The sequence below is a fragment of the Vogesella urethralis genome (genome assembly GCF_007644045.2).
Lineage (GTDB): Bacteria > Pseudomonadota > Gammaproteobacteria > Burkholderiales > Chromobacteriaceae > Vogesella > Vogesella urethralis.
The window spans coordinates 1-22770 of the sequence record NZ_VMDW02000142.1; the positions used below are offsets into that span (position 1 = coordinate 1).

Genomic DNA, 22770 nt, shown 5'->3' on the forward strand with positions numbered 1-22770 from the left:
GGCTTGCTCATGACACCTCCTTGTAGGGCCTAGTGTGAGGCTCACGAGGTATCTAGGAAAGTGAGGGCGATTCAGGGGGCACCAAGCTCGATGTTTGTCCCGAAGCATCCCAAGAGGCCACAGCTTTCCTTGATGGCGAAATTTGCGGAATTTCCCGACTCGAACATCAAGTGGTTTTGCTATGGCGGCTAAGTGGCTGGCTGGAAGGTTCAGCTCTTTACCAAGAAGTTCCAGGTCATAAATGCCAAACTGTGGAACTAGCGAAGGCGGCGATGGATAGGTGGTATAGGTACCAAGAAATTCTCGCAACTCTTGTACGTGGCGCAAACAGTTGACCTCCGCCACCCTTAATAGATAGCCTGCCAAACTTTCCCTGGGATCAGGGCTCGGGCGGATCAGCAACCGGAAGCAATCAGCGGGGTTCGGCGATAAGGTGTTCATGCTCGAGCCTCCTTGAGCTGTGTAACCCACAGTTCGATAGCCTCCGCACTTTCACGGAATGGATTGGCGCGAAGCTTACGGTTTTGCGCCAAGTACCGGTCAAAGCAAAGCTCAAGATGCGCTTGTTCAATCCGTGGGCAACCCTGAATCAATGCCATGCGTACAGCTTTCTGAATCAGCGTGGCAAGGGCGCGGAAATTACCGCCTGTTGCCAAGTACAACCTGGCCGGCATGTCCTCATCGCACAATCCACTTGCTTTATCCACGGGGAGACCTTGTTCGTAGCAGCTTAGTAGCCGTTCGAAATCAGTAGGCTTTTCTATCCAGTTAAAGGCAGAAATTGCCATGCGCAGCGGGAATCTACCTGCTAATTGTGGGCTACACTCCAGTACGGCAGCGGCAGTGGGCATGCCTACCAGAACAAAGGGCAACCCAGTTTGATTAATCAGGCTCTTAATTGCATCTGCCACGACTTCAATGCGCCTCACAGTGCCGCGCTCTACCAAGTGTTGGAATTCATCCAGGATGATCATCCTGGTATTGCTGCGTGATAATAATTGAATCAGCCGTGTATGCTTGTACTCGATGTTTCCACGATCAGGGTAGGGGGCTTTGAGACACGCCAATAGGGCCGTGAAAAACCCTGCTATTGTCGCAGGCAGTGGTAGTGATGCTAAAAGCACGGGTGTTTCTGTATGATCGCCATTGATAAAGCGGGGATGTAGTGAGTAGAAGGTCTCAAGTAGTCTTGATTTGCCTACTCCTGTATCTCCCGTGACAAGCATGCATTGTGGTTCAAGATAATCATCCGACTCCTCAAGGCAAGTTTCCATTTCTGCTAAAATGGTATTGAAATGTGGGTGCCGAATAAGGAGGCGTTTCAGTTGTAGAAGCTTTTCTCTAACATTGGAGTCGGGGCTTTTCATTTTTCATCTCCTTCTAAAGGAAGGCGTTCCAAGGACCATGATTGTTGAGATGAATCATTTTCCCATCCCTGATTTTCAGGTGATGCTGGAGCGCTGATTTGAAAGTCCCCTTGGGTTGAACGTCGTGGTGTTTGTTTTTTCTTGCGCTGAGTTTGCTTCAGCCGTTTCTCGGCCTGTAAATGCGTCTGGTGGACTTCTCGGCGTAGCTTGGCTTTTTCTTGCCGAACCAACTCTGCATCGGGTCCAGTTTGGTCATTAATGTCCTGTGCGCGAGCTTTGCGTGCTCGCTGGAAATCCAGCCATGACGTGCCCGACTCAACATCGATCGTCAGACATTCCAGTCTGATCAACGCCTTGTTCAGTGGGTCATAGATGTACGCTTGTGTGACGTCTTCCGGATCGATGCGCAGCATGACCTTCGGTTTGCCGGGTAGTTTTTGCTGCAGATGGATCAAGTACGGATGGTGATAGAGCAAGCCTTTAACGCCGATTCGACCATCACTGATAGTGCGCTCAAAGGCCAGCCCGGTTTCGATTTCGAGACTAAGGCTTTGTGGCAACAGGGGAACAGGGTGTTCGTCTACCAAGCGTGACCAGCACTGTAGTGGGGTTTCGCCAAGCTCGTGATGGCGCGTGTTGTGGTAGTCGACCACAACCCAGCGAAATACCAGCTGCCGCAGCTCGTGCAGCGTCAAGCTGGCAAGCTTCTCTGACGGGTAATCGCCGCGTTCAACTGGATTTGACCAGGTAGTACCCGGTAGCTTGTGTATCAGGCGCCGGTTTAACGTTCCGATAAAACGCTCAACCGCACCTTTGTACCAAGGCTTACCGGGTGGGCAATACTGCATGTCTGCGTGGATATCGGCGCAAAACTGCTTGTGAACATTGCTATGAAATTCTGGGCCATTGTCCATGCAGATCAGACGGAATTGACCTTCGACCGGCCAACTAAAGCCTTGGCATTCCGGAATGCTATCAATGATAGCCTGCTTGGTAGTGACAGCCTGGCGTAAGCACATCAAGACGGCAATCGATGAGGGGGGCTCTAGATCGATATAAATACCGACTACCATCCGTGTTCGGCGATCAATAGCGACCGTCACTGTCGGCCTACCAATTGGCGCACGGGTAATGGGATGGACAACGATGATGTCGAGCCGAGTGTGGTCGATCTCGATACGCTCCAGCGCAAACACTGCGACTGGTCCTCGGTCCCGGGAGCGGAAGTAAAGTCTGGCGTATTCTTCGCCCATCCGTCTCGCCATGACGATAAATGGATCGAGGAGCCGTTTAATCAGCTTACAAAAACCACTGTAGCTGACTGCCCGTAGCCAATCTTCTTTGGGGCGTTGACGATTAGCTTCGATTACCCGGTCACATAATTCTGCATGCGCATCTATCCGGCTATTGCGTGCGCGACTTAGGTAATAGGTATCGATGGTTTCGTAGAACAGTTCGATCACTTCAACGGCAATCTGCCCTTTGCGACGCCCACAGTTAGTGGTTCTGGGCGCAAGGGCAAGTGGATCTTCGCTGTTATTGAGAAAGCTTCGGCACCAACGGTAGATCGTGATGCTGCTGGGAGGCTTGGCGTCGCAAAGTTGCTTCGCCACCTCAGCCACAACAGGTAAAGTTTCCAGCTCTCGTGAGTAGTGCTCAGTTCTTGCAAGAACTGCTCGAACATAGATCAGGCTTCTTTGAAGCTTGTGACGATGCTTGACTGGCAGGGCGGATGGTATGGGCGGCAGGCCATCATCGCGGAATAGAACATCTTGGTCAGTAATGACTTTAAGCTGGCCTTGCTGAGCATAGACTTCAACTTCATCCATCGTGAGATGGGCGATGGATGAAGTGCGCTCATTGAGTAATGAAACTTGCCGTCCCGCCTGGATATACAAGACCCGGAAGTGAGTGCCATGTAGGGCTACCGAAAATCCCTCTCTGAGATCGAGTGCCATCACCAGGCTCCTTTCGCCGGCCAGACTATCAGTGAGCGGCTGACCACCTGGCGTTCGTCATACTCGAGCCAGCCTTGCCATATCAGGTGATAAAACTTAGCGACGTCAGGCCCATGCCAGCCAAATTGCTCCAATAGCCACTGTAAGCAGAGTGTTTTGCCGCCATCGAAAGCATCATGAATTCGATCTTTATCCTGGCGCGAGACAAACATGTCAGCGTAATGCTTTAGAAAGTTGAGGTTGTTCAAGGCAGGCTGACAGCGGATTTCGTACTCATCTTTGACTACATACTCATAACCGTACATGGCCAAAGCTTGCCGGATGCAGTCGCATTTTTGACGAAACAACGCTGAGCAAGCCACGTCGTGTGGCTTGACCTCGTAAAGTGTCGGCAAACGATGAGCGTCATGCCAGCACGCTTTGAAATCAGGTGTGTAACGGTGCCACTTTCCTGCAAAAGTGTAATCGAAGGTTTCTGGCTGGCCGTAGATCTCTCGTATGTCCTTGTTTGACTCAAGATGCAACAGCCAGTCGCGTTCGAGCGTGCTTTCCCACGGTATCAGCCCTGCCATTTTGAAGCTGTAGGACAGGCCAATGACCTTGGAGCTATTGATATTGTGAATCTTGCGTATGGAAGGGATCAGCATGATGGATTCCCCCCTTGAGTCGATGAAGGCGGGGCTGGACGAAAGTGAGGGGCCATTAGCCTGGCTAAGAGCATCTTTGTTTCCAGCCAGGCTTCCAAATGGCATGCATCCATGAAAGAGCTGAATGACATTCGTTGTGGCTGACTACTTGGGGCGAGATAAAGGTCGAGGCCAGCCCTCTGTATCAGGGACATTGTCAGCTTTGGCCGAGAACCTCTGACTGGTGGATGTAGTCGCACCAACGATTTGGCCAAGTCGTGTTTGCTTGTTCTTGGGTAGCAAGGCTTGAGGGCAGATCGTTGGCGATCAGGCGAGATTAATTTTACCGCCCATAATGGCAGATGATCCTTCATGGTTTTTCCTTCGCATTTTCACACTGGACAGATATCCAATTTTTGACAAGGCGAGCGGGGACAGCCTCGAGCAAAATTGCCCTTGACGATCCCGCAAGGAAAAGCCAGAATGGAATTGACCCCTGCTCAGGTAAGTCAACTAAAGCCCCATTGGTTTCTCAGGACCGTGGGGCTTTGCCTTTCCATGCTCGTGATTGACGCTTGCAACTACGAGTATCGGTTTACATGCTGCATTCCTTTCAAGTTAGTTGAAGCACTGACTGGAATTACGCTACTGCTGTTTGTTTCCTTTTCTCAGAAATCCGTTTCGCATGTTCTTCTATCTCTAAAAAATCTTCCGCATGGAAGTAATCGAAGTCTGCCTGGATAGTCGCAAAGCAGCTAAAGGCATTTTGATGCGCGTTGGCAGGAATTCTGACCATTTTTGGGGACCTGTGGCTGGCTCCGATGATCATATCTTGCTGGCGGGGCGTCAGCTTTAGCCGGTCCATGGCCGGTTTAAGTTTGGTTAGTGCTGGTGCGTACCGTTTGCCCGCTTCCATGTAGCATACCTGGGGCCCTTTTAGCCCAAGCGCTTCAGCAAATTTAAGCTGTGACAAGCCAAGTTCGTGCCGAATTTCTCGAAGAAGCTGTGCTAGTGGGGACATGGTTTTACGCGGCTCACTCGAATCATCTTCTTGTTATATGCGTATGCTGATGTTAGTGAAAGAAGCAGATTTGTGTGCGTTCAGGTAGTTTTTTTCGAGAAATGCTGTTTTGTGCCGGTATGCGCATACCCAATAGAAGATAACTGCGATATGAGATCTGTCAAAACAGATCACATTTTGAGTAATTGGTATGTATTTCATCATCCTTGATTAAGAAAAAATGTATTTTTTCTTAATCAATTGATCATGACGGGGGTGAGCAAATTTTGAAGTGCTAAGTAACGTCTGTTGCGAAAATGCTACCAGGTCGCACTAACGAAGCTAGCCGGTCTGAGCTTGCACGGGGAAGGGCGATTTAAGACGGCTTTTCGCCAGCGATCTGGTCTGTGCAGCGAGTTTTCCTGTAAAAAGCCGGCTAGGTAGGAACTCAGGAAAACCTAGTCCATTCTCCAAGCGCAAGGTGCAGTCACTACGCTTCTAGCTGGCTGTGGTGATTGGACTGCAACCGCAAAATAGATATGGTATTTATTTTGCCATTTTCATATTACAAGAGCTGGCTACAGCGCGCTGCTTAGATCACGTCTTGGGCCATGCCGCCGTCAGCATGCAAAGCTGGTGGTAGCCGCGAACTACTGAGGATGGGGGGCATCGCAGAGTAGCCGTGTTCAGTGACCTGCTTGGCTGCTTCTTCTTTGAATTCAGGGGTGAAGTGCTGTGTGCTCATGGACATTTTATTATGCTAAAATCATAGATCGGACTTACCTACAGGAGTCGGGGTAGCCTAATTGACTTCAGAAACCTGATGCAAAACATATGGTGACACCTGTGGCAGCAGTTGTCTTTGTATGTGTTGCTCATAATTGGTCTTTTCTACAAAATAAGAAACTTATATTCACTTATAGTTTACATAATTGCAACTATAGACTGTGGTGCAAGAAGAGGCACAGGGGGATCCTTTGCTCATGGAAAAAATAGCTAAGCCACATTCGGCAAGGATGATTTTTGCGAGAAATTTACGGCAAGTTCGCCGATTGAAAGAGATTTCTCAGGAAGCCTTGGCGCTACAAGCCGGCTTGAGCCGTACGTATGTGTCGGAAGTTGAGCGTGGAGAGCGTAATGTCTCTATAGATAACATGGGGTTGTTGGCCGATGCACTGTCCGTGAGGCTCAAGGACCTACTTGACCCAGAGATGATTAAAACGCTCTAGCTTCAAATCTATCGGCACACGCACAATACGATTTGTCATTTAAAAATTGACACTTGTGGTCATGCAGCATAGTCGTTAATTTGTTTCTTATTCAAATGAATTATTTTAATTGTACAAAGCTTGGCCCGTCCAAATAAATGCGAGATGGGTTGTGGGCATAAGATACAGCGAGCGTTAAGTGAGTACAATTTCAGAAAAAATAGATACGTCATCGATTTATAATGAGCTTTGTAAAAATTATCACTCTACTGGGGCGGCGGTTGAGGTTGATTTCCGTGGAATGATTAGTTGGCTAAAAAAAGGCGATCAGTTAACGCATCAAATACATACATATCCAGCCAAGCTATTGCCACATATTGCACATTTTTTTACTAGGGCATCTAGTTTTTTTGACGAGTCCAATGTGGTGCTTGACCCATTTTGTGGTTCAGGAACTGTAGCATTAGAAGCATCTCTTGCCGGCTGCCAGCCGCTAGTTGCAGACGCCAATCCTTTTGCATTAATGCTTACAAAAGTTAAAACAAGAAACTACGATGTATCAAAGTTACGTTCACAGCTTGAAATAGTAATTAAAAAATCGCGACGTTACAAACAGTCTGCCCAAATAGAAATTGTAAACCCTGAGCTTTGGTACTCTGAAAAAAATAAAACTGCTCTTGAAAGAATTTTGCGGGCAATTCGAACGGTGGAGCCAATCGAATATCAAGAATTTTTCTTGATTTGCTTTTCCGTGCTTGCAAAGAGAATGAGTTACGCTGATCCTCATATAAGTGTGCCCGTTCGCCTGCGAGAAAAGGATAAATTTAGCGCGGAGGTAAATCGAAGAATCCGTGAAAGACTAGCATGGATTGATTCTACTTTGGTTTCGGATGAGTTCTTAAAAATTTGCCAGTCAAATATTGAGCGAATAAATGCAGCTAACGAATGCATGCCAAGTAGAAAAGAAGCAATGCAAGCTGGCGTTGACGCAAGATTATTGACTTCACCACAGGATGCAGGCGTTGCGCTAGGAAATAATTCTGTTCCATTAATTGTGACGTCGCCCCCTTATGGTAGTGCACAAAAATATATACGAGCGTCAAGCCTCTCACTGAACTGGCTTGGGCTAACTGAGCCTTGCAGACTGTCTGAGCTTGAAGGGAAATCTATAGGGCGAGAGCATGTGCCCGCTTTTAGAGAAAATTTTGAGGACGAAGATTTGCTTCCCGAAAATTTCCGCATTCTAATTAAAAAGATATCATCAATTAATGAAACAAGAGCGCGTATTACGCAAAAGTATTTAGTAGAAATGGACAGGGCCATTGCTGAAATGGTCAGAGTAATATCGCCAAATGGATGTGCGGCAATTGTTATTGGCAATAATCAAGTGTGTGGTCAAGTGTTGCGAAATGATAATTTCCTGATAGAAAGGTTTGCCGCTCACGGTATGGGGCTAGAGTTGAATTTAATTGATGACATCAAATCTCGAGGCTTAATGACAAAAAGAAATCGAACCGCCTCCATAATCTCAAGAGAATCCGTTCTGGTATTTCGAAAAAAAGGTTGAGGCATGTCTAAGCTTCCTTACGATGAAATTCTAAGAGTACTTGTTGATCACGCTTGGGATCAGGAAGTTAGATGGCCCCACATTGAGGCTTGGGCCAAAAACTTTGATGGTTCTGCTTTGCCTCTTGACGAGGAGCAGCAATACGTCATGTTGACCCTTTCGCGATTCATGTATTTTGGTAAGCGACTCGTCCGTGAAATGCTGAAATCCTTATATCGTGATCACTTTAAATCAGTGTTGATGCAACGAATAAGAAGAAACTATGGAAACACCAAAGACCAAACTCTTTTGCAAAGTTTATATAAACAAGAACTGGAAGGGACGCGATTTCTCGGTGTGGGAAATCCATCGGAAAGCGGAGCCCATTTGCTTTACTATTTTAGGCAAGTCAACTATTTAGGGAAGAAGCTTTTTGCAGATGTTGCCGCATCATTTTCCCCCCAGGTTGATCGAACCCCAGGCTCACTTGGCTACATTTATGTTCCGAAAGAAGTTGGTGTTAATCGGTACGTTTTTTTTGACGACATGGTTGGTTCCGGAAGTCAGGCAACTCAATATTTGTCTCCCTACTTGAGAGACATGAGGAAATTAAATGCAAATATTGATTTGCGATATTTGTGTCTTTTTGCCACAACTGAAGGGCTGAAACGGCTAAATCATCCAGCCATGTTTGATGGTAATGCCGCCTGCTTGTTTGAGTTAGATGAAACTTACAAGTGCCTTGAGGACGGTGCTAGATATTTTCTAGGGGCGCCCGCTTGGTTTGATCTGTCAATGCTTAGAAAAATTATTGAGACATATGCATCAAGAATGTCAAAACACAATCCCTACGGGTTTGGCAACTGTCAGTTAATGCTGGGATTTTCCCATAATACTCCTGATAACACTTTGCCAATATTCTGGTACGGCGAAAAGGATGCGCAATGGGATCCAGTTTTTCTTCGTTACGATAAACAGTATGCCTGAGGGTATAACATAATGGCTAGAAACAATCCCTTTGCACTGGTTCGCGCGGCAGATTATACAGATGTGCAAATTAATTCATTGTGGGTAGAGCTGGGCGAGGCGGTGATCAACGCAGTTATCGAGCCCACCTCTAATATTTCTAAGTATATTCTCGGTGGACGTGGCTCGGGGAAAACCCATTTACTACGATATCATTCATATCCTGCTGTGCGTCTTCGCCACCCAAACTTAACGGGCCTATCAGTGCTCGCAGAGCAGGGATATCTTGCTGTTTTCTTGAGGGCAACCGCACTTGACGCAGCAAGATTCGAAAGCACCTCGAATTCTCACTCCAAATGGCAACAACTGTTTGGTGTTTATTTGGAATTAAAGCTGGTCGAGGGGCTGTTGGATGCTCTTTGTGATATAAAAAGAACAACAGCTGATGGCGATTTTAATGATCGTGCTTTCTTATTTGAGCTTTCCAATTCCATATTAGATCAATCCATTTTGGAAATGAATTCAATTGAGGAGTTTAAGGAGTGGCTTGTAGTAGAAAAAAGAAAAATTGATGAGGCAATAAATAATTCGGCATTTACTGGCGAGCTTGATGTGAGAGTGCCTTTTTCAGTCGGTTCATTGTGCCTGCCTGTTAAGCGAGCCATTGCATCGTGGAATTCTTCCCTGCAAAATGTCCCTATTCTTTATCTAATAGATGAAATAGAGAATTTCTCATTATTGCAGCAGCAAGTAGTGAATTCTCTTATACGGTATGGTGAAGGGTTGGCAACCTTCCGAGTTACAGGTCGCCTGTATGGAATTAAAACTTTAACAACAATAGGAGGAGGAGAGGAAAATAGAGAAGGGTCGGAGTTTAAGACGCTAAATTTAGATGGCATATTAAAATCATATCCAAACTACGGTGTTTTCGCCAAGAAGTTTGTAATGAAAAGACTTGGCATGGCGCATACAGCACCAGGCGTTTCGCGCGAACCTTCTGCCTTTTTTCAAGTTGTCGCATCAGAAAATTTCTTTGAAGGGGCGCTGGCTGCTCTTGGGGTAGATTCAACATCTACAGTATTTTATAGGCCAATCCAAGATGCGCTAAGGAATTCAAAAAAAATCACTTTAGCAACAGATGAAATCAACAAGATTGTAGCCACATTGTCACTGAGCCTTCCGCTGGCCATACAAAAATTGAATTTCCTTGTTTTCTGCAAAAAGTACTCAGAAAATATCGACCCCTTGGCACTTGCTGAGATTGTGCGCTTGATGGCGGTGGATTTTATTTCAGGAAAATCCAACAAGGGATATTACTCTAATGCATATAGTCATTACAAAGCGGATATCTTTGCGCAGATATGCAGGGAATCCAACAAACTTGAAAACGTACCTTATGCTGGATTTGATACATTTGTTCAAATGTCGTCCGGAAATCCTCGGAATTTATTAATTATATTAAGCAGGGCTTATGAGATTGCCTCATTTAAAGAGGTTGATTTTATCAATGATGGTCCACTTCCTGTTTCATTTCAAACAATGGCAGTGGCAGAGGCTGCCCGATTTATGTTTGATCGAGATACTAACTATGGAGGCCTAGCCGATCAGGCAAAGGTTGCTGTTGAGCGTCTTGCCACTTTGCTACGAACAGCTAGATATTCACTGAATATCCCTGAGGTTTCACCTTTGGCCGTAAGTTTTTCTGATGAATGGCTTAGTCAAAGAGCGCGCTCTGTATTGGCATCTGCACTAAACTACTCACTTCTCTTTGAGGGGAAAAAGGGACGGCCAGATAGAAATAGCCATCGATTAAATAGAATGGTTCAATTAAACCCACTTCTTTCCCCTCGCTGGGGGCTGCCAATTGGGAAGCGAGGTGATTTAAGCTTGTCCGCAGAATTGACAATGGCTATTTTTGATCCGGAATATTCTAAAGAATTTGACGCATTGCTTAAATCGCTGCATCACAAATGGAATAATCCATTTAGCGCATCTGCCAGTGATATGGAGCAGGCTAGCTTGTTTTGAAACTATGGACTACTCGATATATTACAAACGTTCAGTAACCGTTAACAAAATTCAACAGGAAGTTCCCATGGTTGATATTTTTGTTTCGGCGTTCAATTCCTCCGATCGAGTTCAATGTGTTTTTGAGGAGGCTAGGGCAGGACGAAAGATATGGCTTTTACATCCTGAGTATAAATACGCCCCGGTAGAAGAGCCTATTGGGCATGAGATTGTAAAGCCTGATTCTTTAGACGAAGTTGATCAAGTCAGAGCGCTGCTTGATCAAATAGGTGACATCAAAGGCTTATCTATATGCATAGACATAACTGGATTCATGAGGCATGTGCTTGTTTTCTTGGTCGCAAAACTTGCGCACATGGGAGTGGACTCATTTTATGCGATATACTCCGAGCCAATTTCTTACTCCAAAGCTGAGGGTACGATTTTTAGCAATGCAGCTACTGGTGTTGTCCGCCCTGTTCGGGGCATGGGTGCAAGCAATGCTTCACAAGCAAAAGATCACCTGATCATTGGGGTAGGTTTCGATGCAAATTTGATTTCATTGGTTGCACACCAAAAGGATGATGCAATTAATTACCCTCTCTTTGCATTCCCATCGCTCAGTGCTGACATGTATCAGCAAAGCGCTGTGAAAGCTGCTCAAAGTGGCGAGATTGCTTTGCAAGGTGAGTGGATAGATAATAGAATATTTGCGCCAGCAAACGATCCGTTTGCAACCGCCGAAGTGCTGAGTGATTTGGTTTTCGATATTGATGCGCGGTATTCATCAGCCAATATTTATTTAACCCCACTGTCAACTAAGGCTCAAGCACTCGGATTCGCGTTATACTGGTGCCTCGAAGGACAAAAACGTGGAGGGGTAACAATTTTATTGCCAGAGTGTTCTGCTTACGCAAGAGAAACTAGTTCAGGTTTGCGCCGCCTATGGTTGTATACCGTCGAATTGGTATAGTAAAGATTTTGCATGGTATTGCGAACGCCGAACGCCAAGTTTGCAATTAGAGTTGCATGACTATTTCCCATAAAAATGGCCCTGTTGCTGCAGGGCCATTTTTTCGAGCAAAGCATAATTGCGTACTTTGGCTATCGGAAATTGCAAACTTTGACTACAAAATTTCAACCTTTCCGATTTCTGACAATATTTTCAATCCCAGCTCAGCGCGCCGCCAGTCTGGTACTCGGTCACCCGGGTCTCGAAGAAGTTTTTCTCTTTCTTCAGGTCGATCATCTCGCTCATCCACGGGAACGGGTTGTTCACGCCGGGGAACAGCTGCTCCAGGCCGATCTGCTGCATGCGGCGGTTGGCGATGAAGCGCAGGTATTCCTTGAACATGCTGGCGTTCAGGCCCAGTACGCCGCGCGGCATGGTGTCTTCGGCGTAGGCGTATTCCAGGTCTACCGCTTTCTTGAACAGTTCCACGATCTCGGCCTTGAAGCTGTCGGTCCAGATTTCCGGCTGTTCCAGCTTGATGGTGTTGATCAGATCGATACCGAAGTTGCAGTGGCTGGACTCGTCGCGCAGGATGTACTGGTACTGTTCGGCGGCGCCGGTCATCTTGTTCTGGCGGCCCAGCGCCAGGATTTGCACGAAGCCGACGTAGAAGAACAGGCCTTCCATGATGCAGGCAAACACGATCAGCGATTTCAGCAGGGTCTGGTCGGTTTCCAGGGTGCCGGTCTTGAATTCCGGGTTGCACAGCACGTCGATGAACGGCAGCAGGAACTCGTCCTTGTCACGGATGGATTTGATTTCGTTGTAGGCGTTGAACACTTCGCCTTCGTCCAGGCCCAGGCTTTCCACGATGTACTGGTAGGCGTGGGTGTGGATGGCTTCGTCGAAGGCCTGGCGCAGCAGGTACTGGCGGCATTCCGGGCTGGTGATCTGACGGTAGGTGCCCAGTACGATGTTGTTGGCGGCCAGGCTGTCGGCGGTGACGAAGAAGCCCAGGTTACGCTTGACGATGCGCATTTCGTCTTCGGTCAGCTGGCCGGTTTTCCATTGCTCGATGTCGCGCTGCATGTTCACTTCTTGCGGCATCCAGTGGTTGGCGCACTGGGCCAGGTATTTTTCCCATGCCCATTTGTGCTTGAACGGCACCAGCTGGTTGACGTCGGTCTTGCCGTTGATTACGCGTTTGTCCACGGCGTTGACACGGCCTTCGGTGTTGGCAGCGGGGGTGGCAACGGCGGGGGTATCGTCGAAAGACAGGCTCATGGTTTGGCTCCAGTATTTTTTACGGTGGCCGGCGCGCAGGCCGGCCGGATGGCTTGGTTTACGTTTGCCGGGCTTGGCGGGCCTTGTCCGGCTTTGTCTTTGGCAACGCGCCGTCTGGTGGGAGGGCGTCGCGTCATCCCGAAACCGGCTGCGGGCAACCGGCTTGAGGATGGGTTGGCGGCGTGCGGCCAACCTGTTGTGCTGCTTGGTTGCTGCCTGTTTCCCGGCTGCGGCTGCGCCTTGTCCGGGCTGCGGTGTTACCGGGCGCCGGGCAGCAGTTGCGGCTGCACGCTGGCGCTATCGTTTACTTTCCACACGCGCTGCATGTGGGCGTAGTCGCGCTGGCGCGAGTCCAGCAGCGTGATGTCGGGGCGGTAATCCAGGTTGAAGCGGATGTCGCCCAGGTACACGCTGTGGCCGGCTGGCACGCTGAACGGCAGGTTCAGCGGCAGGCTGACAATGCGCGGTGCCTTGATGGCGTAATCGTCAGCACCGGTGTCGCTGTGCCAGCGTGCCACGGCGCGGTCCAGCTGGTAGCGGCCGGGTGGTAGCGCCAGCAGTTGCAGTTTGCCGTCAGCCGACGGGCTGCCTTCGGCGCCGAAGATGGTGTCCAGCGCAAAGTCGGCGCGCAGCGTGCCAGCCAGGTTGTTGTCCAGCCCGTGCCAGTACAGCGTGGCGCTGGCGTTTTCCGGCGAGTAGGTTTGCACCGTCATCGCCAGCACGGCGTGGCCCTGGCCAGCAGCGGGTTGCATGCTGCCGCGTAACTGGAGCCGGCCAGCAGTGCAGCAAGGGCGCAGGCGGCGAACAGTCGTGTCATGGCGTCTCCGGGGGTGACGATCATCCCGAAACCGGCTGCGGGGCAACCGGCTTGAGGATGGGTTGGCCGCGTGCGGCCAACCTTGGGGCGTGTTTTGCCGGTTTCCCTCACCCCGGCCCTCTCCCTGAGGGAGAGGGAGGCTAAGGTGTCGGCTGGGCTGCTTCCCCGGATGCGGCTAGCGCCTTATCCGGGCTACGGTGTTGCGTTGCCCCTTTCCTGGGGGGGAGGGGCAAGCGCGGGCCGTGCTTACTGGCAGCTTTCGCAGTCCGGGTTGTCGATGCTGCAGAACTTGGCATCGGTGGCCGGGGTGGTGTCCACCACGGCGGCCGGTGCGGCGGCTGCAGCAGCGGCGGCACCGCCTGCTACCGGTACGGCGTTCAGTTCGCCGCCACGGCCGGTGGATTTCTCGGCCGAGCTGGCGCCCAGGGTGCGCAGGTAGTAGGTGGTTTTCAGGCCTTTTACCCAGGCCAGCTTGTACAGCTCGTCCAGTTTTTTGCCCGAGGCGCCGGCCATGTACAGGTTCAGCGACTGTGCCTGGTCGATCCATTTCTGGCGACGGCTGGCGGCTTCTACCAGCCAGCTCGGGTCCACTTCGAACGCGGTGGCGTAGATGGCTTTCAGCTCGGCCGGTACGCGGTCGATGCGGCCCAGGCTGCCGTCGAAGTATTTCAGGTCGGCTACCATCACTTCGTCCCACAGGCCCAGTTTTTTCAGGTCGCGCACCAGGTATTCGTTGGTGACGGTGAATTCGCCGGACAGGTTGGATTTCACGAACAGGTTCTGGTAGGTCGGCTCGATGGACGCAGACACGCCAATGATGTTGGCGATGGTGGCCGTCGGCGCAATCGCCAGCACGTTGGAGTTGCGCATGCCGTGGTCGGCAATGCGCTTGCGCAGGCTGGCCCAGTCCATGCGTTCGCTGCGGTCCATTTCCAGGTAGCCGCCGCGCTCGGACGCCAGCAGGTTGATGCTGTCGTGCGGCAGGATGCCACGGTCCCACAGGCTGCCTTTGTACGACGGGTAGCGGCCACGTTCTTCGGCCAGCTCGGTGGAGGCCAGGTAGGCGTAGTAGGCCACGGCTTCCATCGATACGTCGGCAAAGTCTACGGCAGCGTCGCTGGCGTACGGTACGCGCATCTGGTGCAGGCAGTCCTGGAAGCCCATGATGCCCATGCCTACCGGGCGGTGCTTCAGGTTGGAGTTGCGTGCTTTCTTCACCGGGTAGAAGTTGATGTCGATCACGTTGTCCAGCATGCGCAGGGCGACGCGAACGGTGCGTTGCAGCTTCTCGGTGTCCAGCTCCAGGCCGTTGGCACCTTGCTTCAGGTGGCGGGCCAGGTTGACGGAACCCAGGTTGCAGACGGCGATTTCGTCGTCGTTGGTGTTCAGGGTGATCTCGGTGCACAGGTTGCTGCTGTGTACCACGCCCATGTGCTGCTGCGGGCTGCGGATGTTGCACGGGTCCTTGAAGGTGATCCACGGGTGGCCGGTTTCAAACAGCATGGTCAGCATCTTGCGCCACAGGCTCAGTGCCGGAATCTGTTTGAACACGCGCAGCTCGCCGCGACGGCCTTTTTCTTCGTAGGCGGTGTAGGCTTTTTCGAAGGCCTGGCCGTAGATGTCGTGCAGGTCCGGGGTTTCGCTCGGGGAGAACAGGCTCCACTCGCCACCTTCCATCACGCGTTTCATGAACAGGTCCGGAATCCAGTTGGCGGTGTTCATGTCGTGGGTGCGGCGGCGGTCGTCACCGGTGTTCTTGCGCAGCTCCAGGAATTCTTCGATGTCGGCGTGCCAGGTTTCCAGGTAGGCACACACGGCGCCTTTGCGCTTGCCACCCTGGTTGACGGCGACGGCGGTGTCGTTGACCACTTTCAGGAACGGCACCACGCCTTGCGATTTGCCGTTGGTGCCCTTGATGTGGCTGCCCATGGCGCGCACCGGGGTCCAGTCGTTGCCCAGGCCGCCGGCAAACTTGGACAGCAGCGCGTTTTCCTTGATGCCTTCGTAGATGCCGTCGAGGTCATCGGCGATGGTGGTCAGGTAGCAGCTGGACAGCTGGCTGCGACGGGTGCCGGCGTTGAACAGCGTGGGGGTGGACGACATGAAGTCGAAGCTGGACAGCACGTTGTAGAACGCAATGGCGCTGTCTTCGCGGTTCACTTCGTTCAGTGCCAGGCCCATGGCGACGCGCATGTAGAACGCTTGCGGCATTTCGATGCGTACGTCGTCCACGTGCAGGAAGTAGCGGTCATACAGGGTTTGCAGGCCCAGGTAGCCAAACTGCAGGTCGCGTTCCGGTTTCAGCGCGGCGCCCAGTTTTTTCAGGTCGTACTCGGCCAGTTTTTCATCCAGCAGTTCGGCGGCAATGCCTTTCTTGATGAAGTCCGGGAAGTACAGCGGGTAGTGCTCGCCCATTTCTTCCTGGGCAATGGCTTCGCCCAGGATTTCCAGGCGGATGTTGCCCAGCAGCAGGCGGGCGGTGACGTAATCGTAGGCCGGGTCCTGTTCGATCAGGGCGCGGGCGGCCAGGATGGCGGACTTGTTGACTTCTTCTTCGCTGACGCCGTCGTAGATGTTCTTCAGCGTTTCGGACAGGATGGCGTCCACGTCGGTGGCGGCCAGGCCCTGACAAGCGGATTCGATGCTGGCGCGCAGGCGGGCGATGTCCAGCGGCAGCTTGCGGCCATCCTTGCGGGTGACGTTGATCTGGATCTGGTGCAGCGCTTCGCCACGGGCGGCGCGGTCTTGGGCGCGTTGTTCGCGGTACAGCACGTAGGCACGGGCCACGTCGTGTTCACCGGCGCGCATCAGCGACAGTTCTACCTGGTCCTGGATGTCTTCGATGTGGATGGCGCCGCCTTCGGGCTTGCGACGCATCAGCGCGCCGACTACGGCCTCGGTCAGCTGGGCCACCTTGTCGCGGATGCTGGCAGAGTTGACGCTCTGCGAACCCATCACCGCCAGAAAGGCTTTGGTAACGGCGATGGAGATCTTAACCGGCTCGAACGCCACCACGGCGCCATTGCGGCGAATGGTCTTGTACTGGCTGTAGTCGTCCTGCGGGGCGGCTGCGCGGCCCAGTTCGGCGGCGGTGTTGGCGTCGGTGGTGGTCAGTGACATTGGCATTGGCCTCGTGATTTAGCTTGGTTGTTCGGTGAGCGGCGCGGGGCAGGCGGCTGGGCCGGTGTGCCGGGCGCTGCGCGGTCGGGCAGCGGTGCTGCGCGGTAGCTGTGGACAACTCTGTAGATAAGCTGTGTGCCAGCTGTGCACAAACACAATATATGCTGTTTTGACCGGAAAGCGACGCAAATTCTAGTGTTGAAGTGATGTGCGGGCAAGTCTTGACAGCCTTGGCAAAAAGCTGAAAGCCGCGCCAGTATTGGCTTTGCGGGGCAAAGTTATTTTTGCGGCCTGCTGCGCGGGCCAGGGCAGGGCTAACTGCAACAAGGGTTTGCCGCTGCGGCGCTTTTGCCACAGCGCGGCGTTTATGACGCCTGTTGCGTGCTTGCGACGCCAAAAAAGCAAAAAGGGCGGCTGTAGCCGCCCTTAACCCACAAGATGTTGTGGTTATTTGAGCCAGATCAGGCTGGCCATCCGGCCAGTGACCTGGTCGCGACGGTAGGAAAAGAAGCGCTCGCGCTCGATCACGGTGCAGGCGTCTCCGCCGTAGACGGCAGCCACGCCGGCGGCGGCCAAGCGTTGCCGGGCCAGCTGGTAGATGTCGGCCAGGTATTTGTCGTTGCCGATCGGTTCGAAGGCGCTATCGGCGCGTGCATCGTGCGCCACGAAGGCGGCGCGCACCTCGGCGCCCACTTCGAAGGCGTCCGGGCCGATGGCCGGGCCCAGGTAAGCGATGACGTTGGCCGCATTCACCTGCATGGCGTCCAGTGTGGCTTCGATAACGCCGCCGCACAGGCCGCGCCAGCCGGCGTGGGCGGCGCCCACTACGGTACCGTCACGGTCGGCCAGCAGCACCGGCAGGCAGTCGGCGGTCATCACCGCGCACACCACGCCGGGGGTGCGGCTGAAACTGGCGTCGGCTACCGGCACGCTGCCGGGCGTTACCGTGGCGGCGTCCACCACGGCAATGCCGTGTACCTGCTGCAGCCAGGCCGGCTCGGCCGGCAGCTGCTGGCGCAGCAGCGCGCGGTTGGCCGCCACGTTGGCCGCGTCGTCACCAACGTGGTCGCCCAGGTTCAGGCTGGCGTACGGCGCCGGGCTGACACCGCCCTGGCGGGTGGTGATCAGGCTGCCGACGTTGGCCGCCGTCGGCCAGTCGGTAGCAAAGCTGCCCAGGTCGACTGCCGGCGTGTGCATCGGCTTAGCGTACATAGTGCACTTCCACGTCGTAGTCTTCGTCGTCCCAGTCGTCGTCATCGTCGTCAAACTCGCTGGCCTTGGCAGCGGCTTTGGCGTTGGCGGCGGCAAACTTCTCGTCGCGCTCGGCACGCAGCAGCGCCAGCAGCTGCTTCATGTCGTCCGGTAGCGGCGCTTTCCAGCCCATTTCCTTGCGCGTGGCCGGGTGCACCAGCGCCAGCGAGAAGGCGTGCAGTGCCTGGCGGTTCATTGCCTTGATGGCGGCGTCGGCGGCTTCGCTGCCATGGTGGCGTGGGTTGCCGTAGGCCGGGTCGCCGGCCAGCGGGTGCTTGGCTTCGCGCATGTGGACGCGAATCTGGTGGGTGCGGCCGGTTTCCAGCTTGCACTCGACGTAGCTGAAGTCCTCGTAGCGTTCCAGCACGCGCAGGTGGGTAATGGCCGGCTTGCCGCCAAAGCGCACCACGGCCATGCGCAGGCGGTTGTGCGGGTCGCGGCCAATCAGCGTTTCGATCTTGCCGTCGTAGGGCACCACGCCAGTGGCGACGCAACGGTAGATGCGTTTAACGGTGCGCGCTTGCAGCTGCTGCACCAGGTCGGTCTGCGCCAGCAGCGTTTTGGCCACCACCATCAGGCCGGAGGTGTCTTTGTCCAGGCGGTGCACGATGCCGGCGCGCGGAATGTGGGCCAGCTCCGGGTTGCGGTGCAGCAGGCCGTTCAGCAGGGTGCCGCTCCAGTTGCCAGCGGCAGGGTGCACCACCAGGCCGGCGGGTTTGTTCACCACCAGGATGTGTTCGTCTTCGTAGATGACGGGGAAGTCTACCGGCTCGGCGGTGTAAGCCAGCGCCTCGGGCTGCGGAATCACTTCCACGGTGATGACTTCGCCGCCCAGCAGCTTGGTCTTGCCCGGCTGTTGTTTGCCGTCCAGCAGGACCTTGCCGTCCTTGATCCATTGCGTGATGCGGCTGCGCGAGTAGTCCGGCAGCAGGCGCGACAGGGCCGCGTCCAGGCGTTCGCCGGAAAAATCGTAGGGTACGGTGAGCTGTTGCGCCTCAGCGCCGGCCTGGCCTTCGCTGGCGCTGTCGGTGAGGTCGTCGTCCAGCAGGTCGTCGGCGAGGATGTCTTGTTCGTTCATGGCGGTATGGCGTGAGGTAAATCGGGCAATTTTAAAGCACTGCGGCCGGCTTGTCCTGCCGCGTACGCGCCGGGGGTGGCTGGTAAGGGCGGACAGCACATGCACGGCAAGCGGCATATCGCGGCAATGGCATGCGAAAGTTTGGCAAAAGTTGACAAGTAACAGCCCTGAAATGACGCATTAATCGACAGGTAATGCCGAGCACTTACTATCAAACGGCTGTTTCGCCCGATAAATCAACTTACGCAAGCACATCATGAGCAAAAATAACTTCACCCCGCTACCCGATGGCCGCGACCCGGATGACGTGGGTAACAACCACTCTGCCAACCCTAGCATGCAGGATATCCTGGCCGTTAGCATGAGCCGCCGCGGCCTGCTGCGCAGCAGTGCCGGCGCCGCCGTATTCGGCAGCATGGGCCTGACCGGCTGTCTGGGCCTGGGGGGCTCTTCCGGTAGCAGTGCACCGGCAGCAGCCAGCGAAACGCTGCTGGGCTTCAAGCCGGTAGCCAAGAGCATTGCCGATGCCTTCACCGTGCCGGAGGGTTATACCGCCAGCGTGATTTTTGCCAAGGGTGACCCGATGTTCGCCGGCGTGGCAGCCTTCAAGAACGACGGCACCGACACTGGCTACGACAAGCGTAGCGGCGACCACCACGACGGCATGCAGTATTTTGGGCTGAATGCCGCCGGCAAGGCCGACCAGACCGGCGCCAGCCGTGGCCTGCTGGGCATCAACCACGAATACATCGACGAAGTAACCCTGCACGCCAATGGCCAGACTGCCGGTAGCAACCGCCTGGCTAGCGAAGTGGATATCGAAATCGATTGCCACGGTGTGGCCATCGTGGAAGTGGCCAAAGGCAGCAATGGCCGCTTTGCTACCGTGCCCACCAGCAGCTTTAACCGCCGCGTCACCGCGCACACCACCATCGAGCTGAGCGGCCCGGCGCGTGGCAGCAGCCTGCTGGTGACCAAGTTCTCCACCGACGGCACTCGCACCCGCGGCACCGTCAACAACTGCGGTACCGGCAAAACGCCGTGGGGCACGCTGCTGACCGGCGAAGAAAACTGGGCAGGCTACTTCAAGCGCGGCAATGACGCCGCTGCTCGCAGTGCCAAGGAAGGCGTTGCGCTGACCCGCTACGGCCGTGGCGTCAACAAGGCCAGCCGCTATGGCTGGGAGACCGCAGGCACGGACGAGCGCTACGCACGCTGGGATATCACCGCCACCGGTGCCAGCGCAGCTGCCGACTTCCGCAACGAGATCAACGGCCAGGGCTACCTGACCGAGATCAATCCGTACAACCCGAACAGCGTGGTGAAGAAGCGTACCGCTACCGGCCGCTTTGCCCACGAGGGGGCGGCGTTTTCGCTGCTGAAGACTGGCAAGCCGCTGGCCATCTACATGGGCGACGACTCGCAGTTCGAATACATCTACAAATATGTATCGGACGCGGTCTGGGACCCGGCTGACGCCAACCCGGCCGACCCGATTGCCACCGGCGACAAGTACCTGGACAAGGGCAAGCTGTACGCGGCCAAATTCAACGCCGACGGCACCGGTACCTGGCTGGAACTGTCGCTGGCCAACCCGCTGGTGGCCGGCTACGCCACCTACGCCTTTGCCGACCAGGCTGACGTGCTGGTGAATGCCCGCGTAGCGGCAGACGCGGCCGGCGCCACCAAGATGGACCGCCCGGAGTGGAGCTCTACCCACCCGACCACCGGCGACATCTACTTCACCCTCACCAATAACAGCAGCCGTGTGGCCAGCGGCAGCGACGCCAGCAAGGTAGTAGATGCGGCCAACCCGCGCAGCTACACCGACGTGAAAGGCGGCAGTAGCACCCAGAAGGGCAACGTCAACGGCCATATCATCCGTATCGCCGAGCTAGGCGATGCCAATGCCACCACCTTCAAGTGGGACATCTACCTGTTCGGTTCGGAAGCCGGCGCCATTGCCAGCATCAACCTGTCCGGCCTGGCCGACAGCAACGATTTCTCCAGCCCGGATGGCCTGCAGTTTGCCGAAAGTACCGGCATTTGCTGGATCCAGACTGACGATGGTGCCTACAACGACGTCACCAACGACCAGATGCTGGCCGCGCTGCCGGGCCGCGTGGGGGATGGCGGCAAGGTATCGGTGAATAACGGTGGCGTGCTGGTGGATACCCAGATGGGCAAGAAGCCGACTACCGACACCCTGAAGCGCTTCTTGGTGGGCCCGAAAGGTTGCGAGATTACCGGCGTGGCCGAAACCCCGGACGGCAAGGTGATGTTCGTCAACGTGCAGCACCCGGGCGACGGCATTGCTGTCAGCGAGCTGGGCGACCCGAGCAAGTACGTCAGCCAGTGGCCGTCCAATGCCGGCTACGGCGCCGGCAAGCGCCCGCGCTCGGCCACGGTGATGATCACCAAGAACGACGGTGGCCGTATCGGCACCTGATGTCAGGCCGGGCAGCATGGCTGCCCAGCGTGGCGGCCAACCCTGACTGCCGCTGGTAATACCAGCCCTGCATGCCGGCGCGTGCAGGGTTTTTTATTTGGTGGCGGGCACTTTTTTGTGCCGGGCAGGGCAAACGATGGCGCCATGACAGGCCAGAAAGTGCTGCCAGGCGTGCGCACACAACAGTTTTGGTTATAATCGTGCGCAGTCAAACAAGGACACCTCATGAAAAAAAGCTTTGTAGCCTTGCTGGCCGTGCTGCTGATGGCCGGTTGTGCGTCGGTGGAGCCGAAGGACGAGACCCGTGGCTGGACGGTAGACCAGATTTACGTCGCAGCTCACGAGGAGATGGTTGGCGGCAACTACACCCGCGCCATCAAGCTGTACGAAACCTTGCAGGCGCGCTTTCCTTACGGCCGCCAGGCGCAGCAGGCGCTGATGGAGCAGGCCTACACCCACTACAAGGATAGCGAGCCGGAGCTGGCACTGGCGGCGACCAGCCGTTTCCTGCGCCTGTACCCGACCAGCCCGAATGCGGATTACCTGTTCTACCTGCGCGGCCTGGTTAGCTACAACGACGACACCAGCTTCCTGGCACGTGCGACGGCCCAGGACACCAGCGAGCGCGACCCCAAGGCTGCGCGCGAAGCGTTCAACAGTTTCAAGGAGCTGATTACCCGCTACCCGGATAGCCGCTACGCCGAAGATGCTGCCGACAAGATGGGCAAGCTGGCGCGCGCACTGGGTGGTCACGAAATGCACGTGGCACGCTACTACATGAAGCGTGGCGCCTGGCTGGCTGCGGCCAACCGTGCGCAGTCGGTAATCCAGGAGTACGCCAATACCGGTCACAACGAAGAAGCACTGGCCATTCTGGAGCAGGCTTACGGCAAATTGGGGCAGAAGCAGCTGCAGGAAGACACCCGCCGCATCCTGGCGCTGAACTTCCCGCAAAGTGTATACCTCAGCACGCCGTGGGAGCCACGCCAGCTGCCGTGGTGGCAGTTCTGGGGCTAAGCCCGCACACCAAGCAAACCGCCCTTGTCGGGCGGTTTTTTCTTGCCGGTGGCGGGGTGGTAGGCGTGAAAAAGACCACCGCAAGGTGGCCTTGAAAAGCAGGGCAAGGTGCTGACGGGCAGGG

Annotated in this window: 18 protein-coding genes; 7 read left to right on the forward strand and 11 right to left on the reverse strand. The window is 54.3% G+C overall.

The genetic code is table 11. From position 1 onward, the window contains the following. From FLQ03_RS18440 to FLQ03_RS19325, 6 genes are all read right to left on the reverse strand, one after another. Positions 1 to 441, reverse strand: a 441-nt coding sequence (locus tag FLQ03_RS18440) for a TniQ family protein (protein ID WP_144373893.1), incomplete at its 3' end; no start/stop codon positions are given. Then, complete coding sequence (locus FLQ03_RS18445) at positions 438 to 1367, reverse strand: TniB family NTP-binding protein (RefSeq protein WP_144373894.1); 930 nt, start codon at positions 1365 to 1367, stop codon at positions 438 to 440. The genes FLQ03_RS18440 and FLQ03_RS18445, both read right to left, overlap by 4 nt. Further along, entirely contained in the window at positions 1364 to 3325 is a 1962-nt protein-coding gene (locus FLQ03_RS18450) for a Mu transposase C-terminal domain-containing protein (protein ID WP_144373895.1), read from the reverse strand. Before FLQ03_RS18450 ends, FLQ03_RS18445 begins: the two co-directional genes overlap by 4 nt. Continuing rightward, positions 3325 to 3972, reverse strand: a complete 648-nt coding sequence (locus tag FLQ03_RS18455; RefSeq protein ID WP_144373896.1) for a TnsA endonuclease N-terminal domain-containing protein — start codon at positions 3970 to 3972, stop codon at positions 3325 to 3327. The genes FLQ03_RS18450 and FLQ03_RS18455 overlap by 1 nt, the downstream gene beginning before the upstream one ends. A gap of 619 nt (positions 3973 to 4591) precedes the next feature. Continuing rightward, positions 4592 to 4972 (reverse strand): helix-turn-helix domain-containing protein, encoded by a 381-nt coding sequence (locus FLQ03_RS18460; RefSeq protein WP_144373897.1) that lies wholly within the window; start codon positions 4970 to 4972, stop codon positions 4592 to 4594. Positions 4973 to 5543: 571 nt separating this feature from the next. Next, positions 5544 to 5696 (reverse strand): hypothetical protein, encoded by a 153-nt coding sequence (locus FLQ03_RS19325; RefSeq protein ID WP_206211048.1) that lies wholly within the window; start codon positions 5694 to 5696, stop codon positions 5544 to 5546. 238 nt (positions 5697 to 5934) lie between these two features. Between FLQ03_RS19325 and FLQ03_RS18470 the strand changes: the two genes are divergently transcribed. The 5 genes from FLQ03_RS18470 (at position 5935) to FLQ03_RS18490 (ending at position 11651) form a co-directional block, all read left to right on the forward strand. After that, the gene (locus FLQ03_RS18470) at positions 5935 to 6180 is read left to right on the forward strand and encodes a helix-turn-helix domain-containing protein (protein ID WP_144373898.1); all 246 of its coding nucleotides are present in this window, start codon (positions 5935 to 5937) and stop codon (positions 6178 to 6180) included. A 178-nt stretch (positions 6181 to 6358) separates the two neighbouring features. Next, entirely contained in the window at positions 6359 to 7726 is a 1368-nt protein-coding gene (locus tag FLQ03_RS18475) for a DNA adenine methylase (RefSeq protein WP_144373899.1), read from the forward strand. A gap of 3 nt (positions 7727 to 7729) precedes the next feature. Further along, positions 7730 to 8692 (forward strand): phosphoribosyltransferase-like protein, encoded by a 963-nt coding sequence (locus tag FLQ03_RS18480; protein WP_144373900.1) that lies wholly within the window; start codon positions 7730 to 7732, stop codon positions 8690 to 8692. A gap of 12 nt (positions 8693 to 8704) precedes the next feature. Then, complete coding sequence (locus FLQ03_RS18485) at positions 8705 to 10699, forward strand: ORC-CDC6 family AAA ATPase (protein WP_144373901.1); 1995 nt, start codon at positions 8705 to 8707, stop codon at positions 10697 to 10699. A gap of 67 nt (positions 10700 to 10766) precedes the next feature. After that, positions 10767 to 11651 carry a hypothetical protein gene (locus FLQ03_RS18490; protein WP_206211049.1) on the forward strand — a complete coding sequence of 295 codons (885 nt, stop codon included), beginning with the start codon at positions 10767 to 10769 and terminating at the stop codon, positions 11649 to 11651. A gap of 192 nt (positions 11652 to 11843) precedes the next feature. On the opposite strand, the gene FLQ03_RS18495 is transcribed toward FLQ03_RS18490, so the two are convergent. From FLQ03_RS18495 to rluD, 5 genes are all read right to left on the reverse strand, one after another. Further along, positions 11844 to 12914 carry a ribonucleotide-diphosphate reductase subunit beta gene (locus FLQ03_RS18495; RefSeq protein WP_144373903.1) on the reverse strand — a complete coding sequence of 357 codons (1071 nt, stop codon included), beginning with the start codon at positions 12912 to 12914 and terminating at the stop codon, positions 11844 to 11846. A 257-nt stretch (positions 12915 to 13171) separates the two neighbouring features. Then, entirely contained in the window at positions 13172 to 13666 is a 495-nt protein-coding gene (locus tag FLQ03_RS18500) for a hypothetical protein (protein WP_144373904.1), read from the reverse strand. Between the two features lie 311 nt (positions 13667 to 13977). Next, on the reverse strand, positions 13978 to 16851 hold the full coding sequence (locus FLQ03_RS18505) for a ribonucleoside-diphosphate reductase subunit alpha (protein WP_144373905.1): 2874 nt from the start codon (positions 16849 to 16851) through the stop codon (positions 13978 to 13980). A 447-nt stretch (positions 16852 to 17298) separates the two neighbouring features. Continuing rightward, complete coding sequence (pgeF, locus tag FLQ03_RS18510) at positions 17299 to 18063, reverse strand: peptidoglycan editing factor PgeF (protein WP_240802319.1); 765 nt, start codon at positions 18061 to 18063, stop codon at positions 17299 to 17301. Beyond that, positions 18053 to 19180, reverse strand: a complete 1128-nt coding sequence (rluD, locus tag FLQ03_RS18515; RefSeq protein WP_144373906.1) for a 23S rRNA pseudouridine(1911/1915/1917) synthase RluD — start codon at positions 19178 to 19180, stop codon at positions 18053 to 18055. The genes pgeF and rluD overlap by 11 nt, the downstream gene beginning before the upstream one ends. Positions 19181 to 19436: 256 nt before the next feature. On the opposite strand from rluD, the gene FLQ03_RS18520 reads away from it, so the two are divergent. Further along, positions 19437 to 21629 carry a PhoX family protein gene (locus FLQ03_RS18520; protein ID WP_144373907.1) on the forward strand — a complete coding sequence of 731 codons (2193 nt, stop codon included), beginning with the start codon at positions 19437 to 19439 and terminating at the stop codon, positions 21627 to 21629. A gap of 225 nt (positions 21630 to 21854) precedes the next feature. Further along, on the forward strand, positions 21855 to 22646 hold the full coding sequence (locus FLQ03_RS18525) for an outer membrane protein assembly factor BamD (RefSeq protein WP_144373908.1): 792 nt from the start codon (positions 21855 to 21857) through the stop codon (positions 22644 to 22646). Positions 22647 to 22770: the final 124 nt, after the last annotated feature.

Excerpts from the sequence above, each read along its gene's own strand:
- FLQ03_RS18445 (WP_144373894.1), bottom strand. The coding sequence starts at position 1,367 with ATGAAAAGCCCCGACTCCAATGTTAGAGAAAAGCTTCTACAACTGAAA.
- FLQ03_RS18450 (WP_144373895.1), bottom strand. The coding sequence starts at position 3,325 with ATGGCACTCGATCTCAGAGAGGGATTTTCGGTAGCCCTACATGGCACT.
- FLQ03_RS18455 (WP_144373896.1), bottom strand. The coding sequence starts at position 3,972 with ATGCTGATCCCTTCCATACGCAAGATTCACAATATCAATAGCTCCAAG.
- FLQ03_RS18460 (WP_144373897.1), bottom strand. The coding sequence starts at position 4,972 with ATGTCCCCACTAGCACAGCTTCTTCGAGAAATTCGGCACGAACTTGGC.
- FLQ03_RS19325 (WP_206211048.1), bottom strand. The coding sequence starts at position 5,696 with ATGAGCACACAGCACTTCACCCCTGAATTCAAAGAAGAAGCAGCCAAG.
- FLQ03_RS18470 (WP_144373898.1), top strand. The coding sequence starts at position 5,935 with ATGGAAAAAATAGCTAAGCCACATTCGGCAAGGATGATTTTTGCGAGA.
- FLQ03_RS18480 (WP_144373900.1), top strand. The coding sequence starts at position 7,730 with ATGTCTAAGCTTCCTTACGATGAAATTCTAAGAGTACTTGTTGATCAC.
- FLQ03_RS18485 (WP_144373901.1), top strand. The coding sequence starts at position 8,705 with ATGGCTAGAAACAATCCCTTTGCACTGGTTCGCGCGGCAGATTATACA.
- FLQ03_RS18490 (WP_206211049.1), top strand. The coding sequence starts at position 10,767 with ATGGTTGATATTTTTGTTTCGGCGTTCAATTCCTCCGATCGAGTTCAA.
- FLQ03_RS18495 (WP_144373903.1), bottom strand. The coding sequence starts at position 12,914 with ATGAGCCTGTCTTTCGACGATACCCCCGCCGTTGCCACCCCCGCTGCC.
- FLQ03_RS18500 (WP_144373904.1), bottom strand. The coding sequence starts at position 13,666 with ATGCAACCCGCTGCTGGCCAGGGCCACGCCGTGCTGGCGATGACGGTG.
- FLQ03_RS18505 (WP_144373905.1), bottom strand. The coding sequence starts at position 16,851 with ATGTCACTGACCACCACCGACGCCAACACCGCCGCCGAACTGGGCCGC.
- pgeF (WP_240802319.1), bottom strand. The coding sequence starts at position 18,063 with ATGTACGCTAAGCCGATGCACACGCCGGCAGTCGACCTGGGCAGCTTT.
- rluD (WP_144373906.1), bottom strand. The coding sequence starts at position 19,180 with ATGAACGAACAAGACATCCTCGCCGACGACCTGCTGGACGACGACCTC.
- FLQ03_RS18520 (WP_144373907.1), top strand. The coding sequence starts at position 19,437 with ATGAGCAAAAATAACTTCACCCCGCTACCCGATGGCCGCGACCCGGAT.
- FLQ03_RS18525 (WP_144373908.1), top strand. The coding sequence starts at position 21,855 with ATGAAAAAAAGCTTTGTAGCCTTGCTGGCCGTGCTGCTGATGGCCGGT.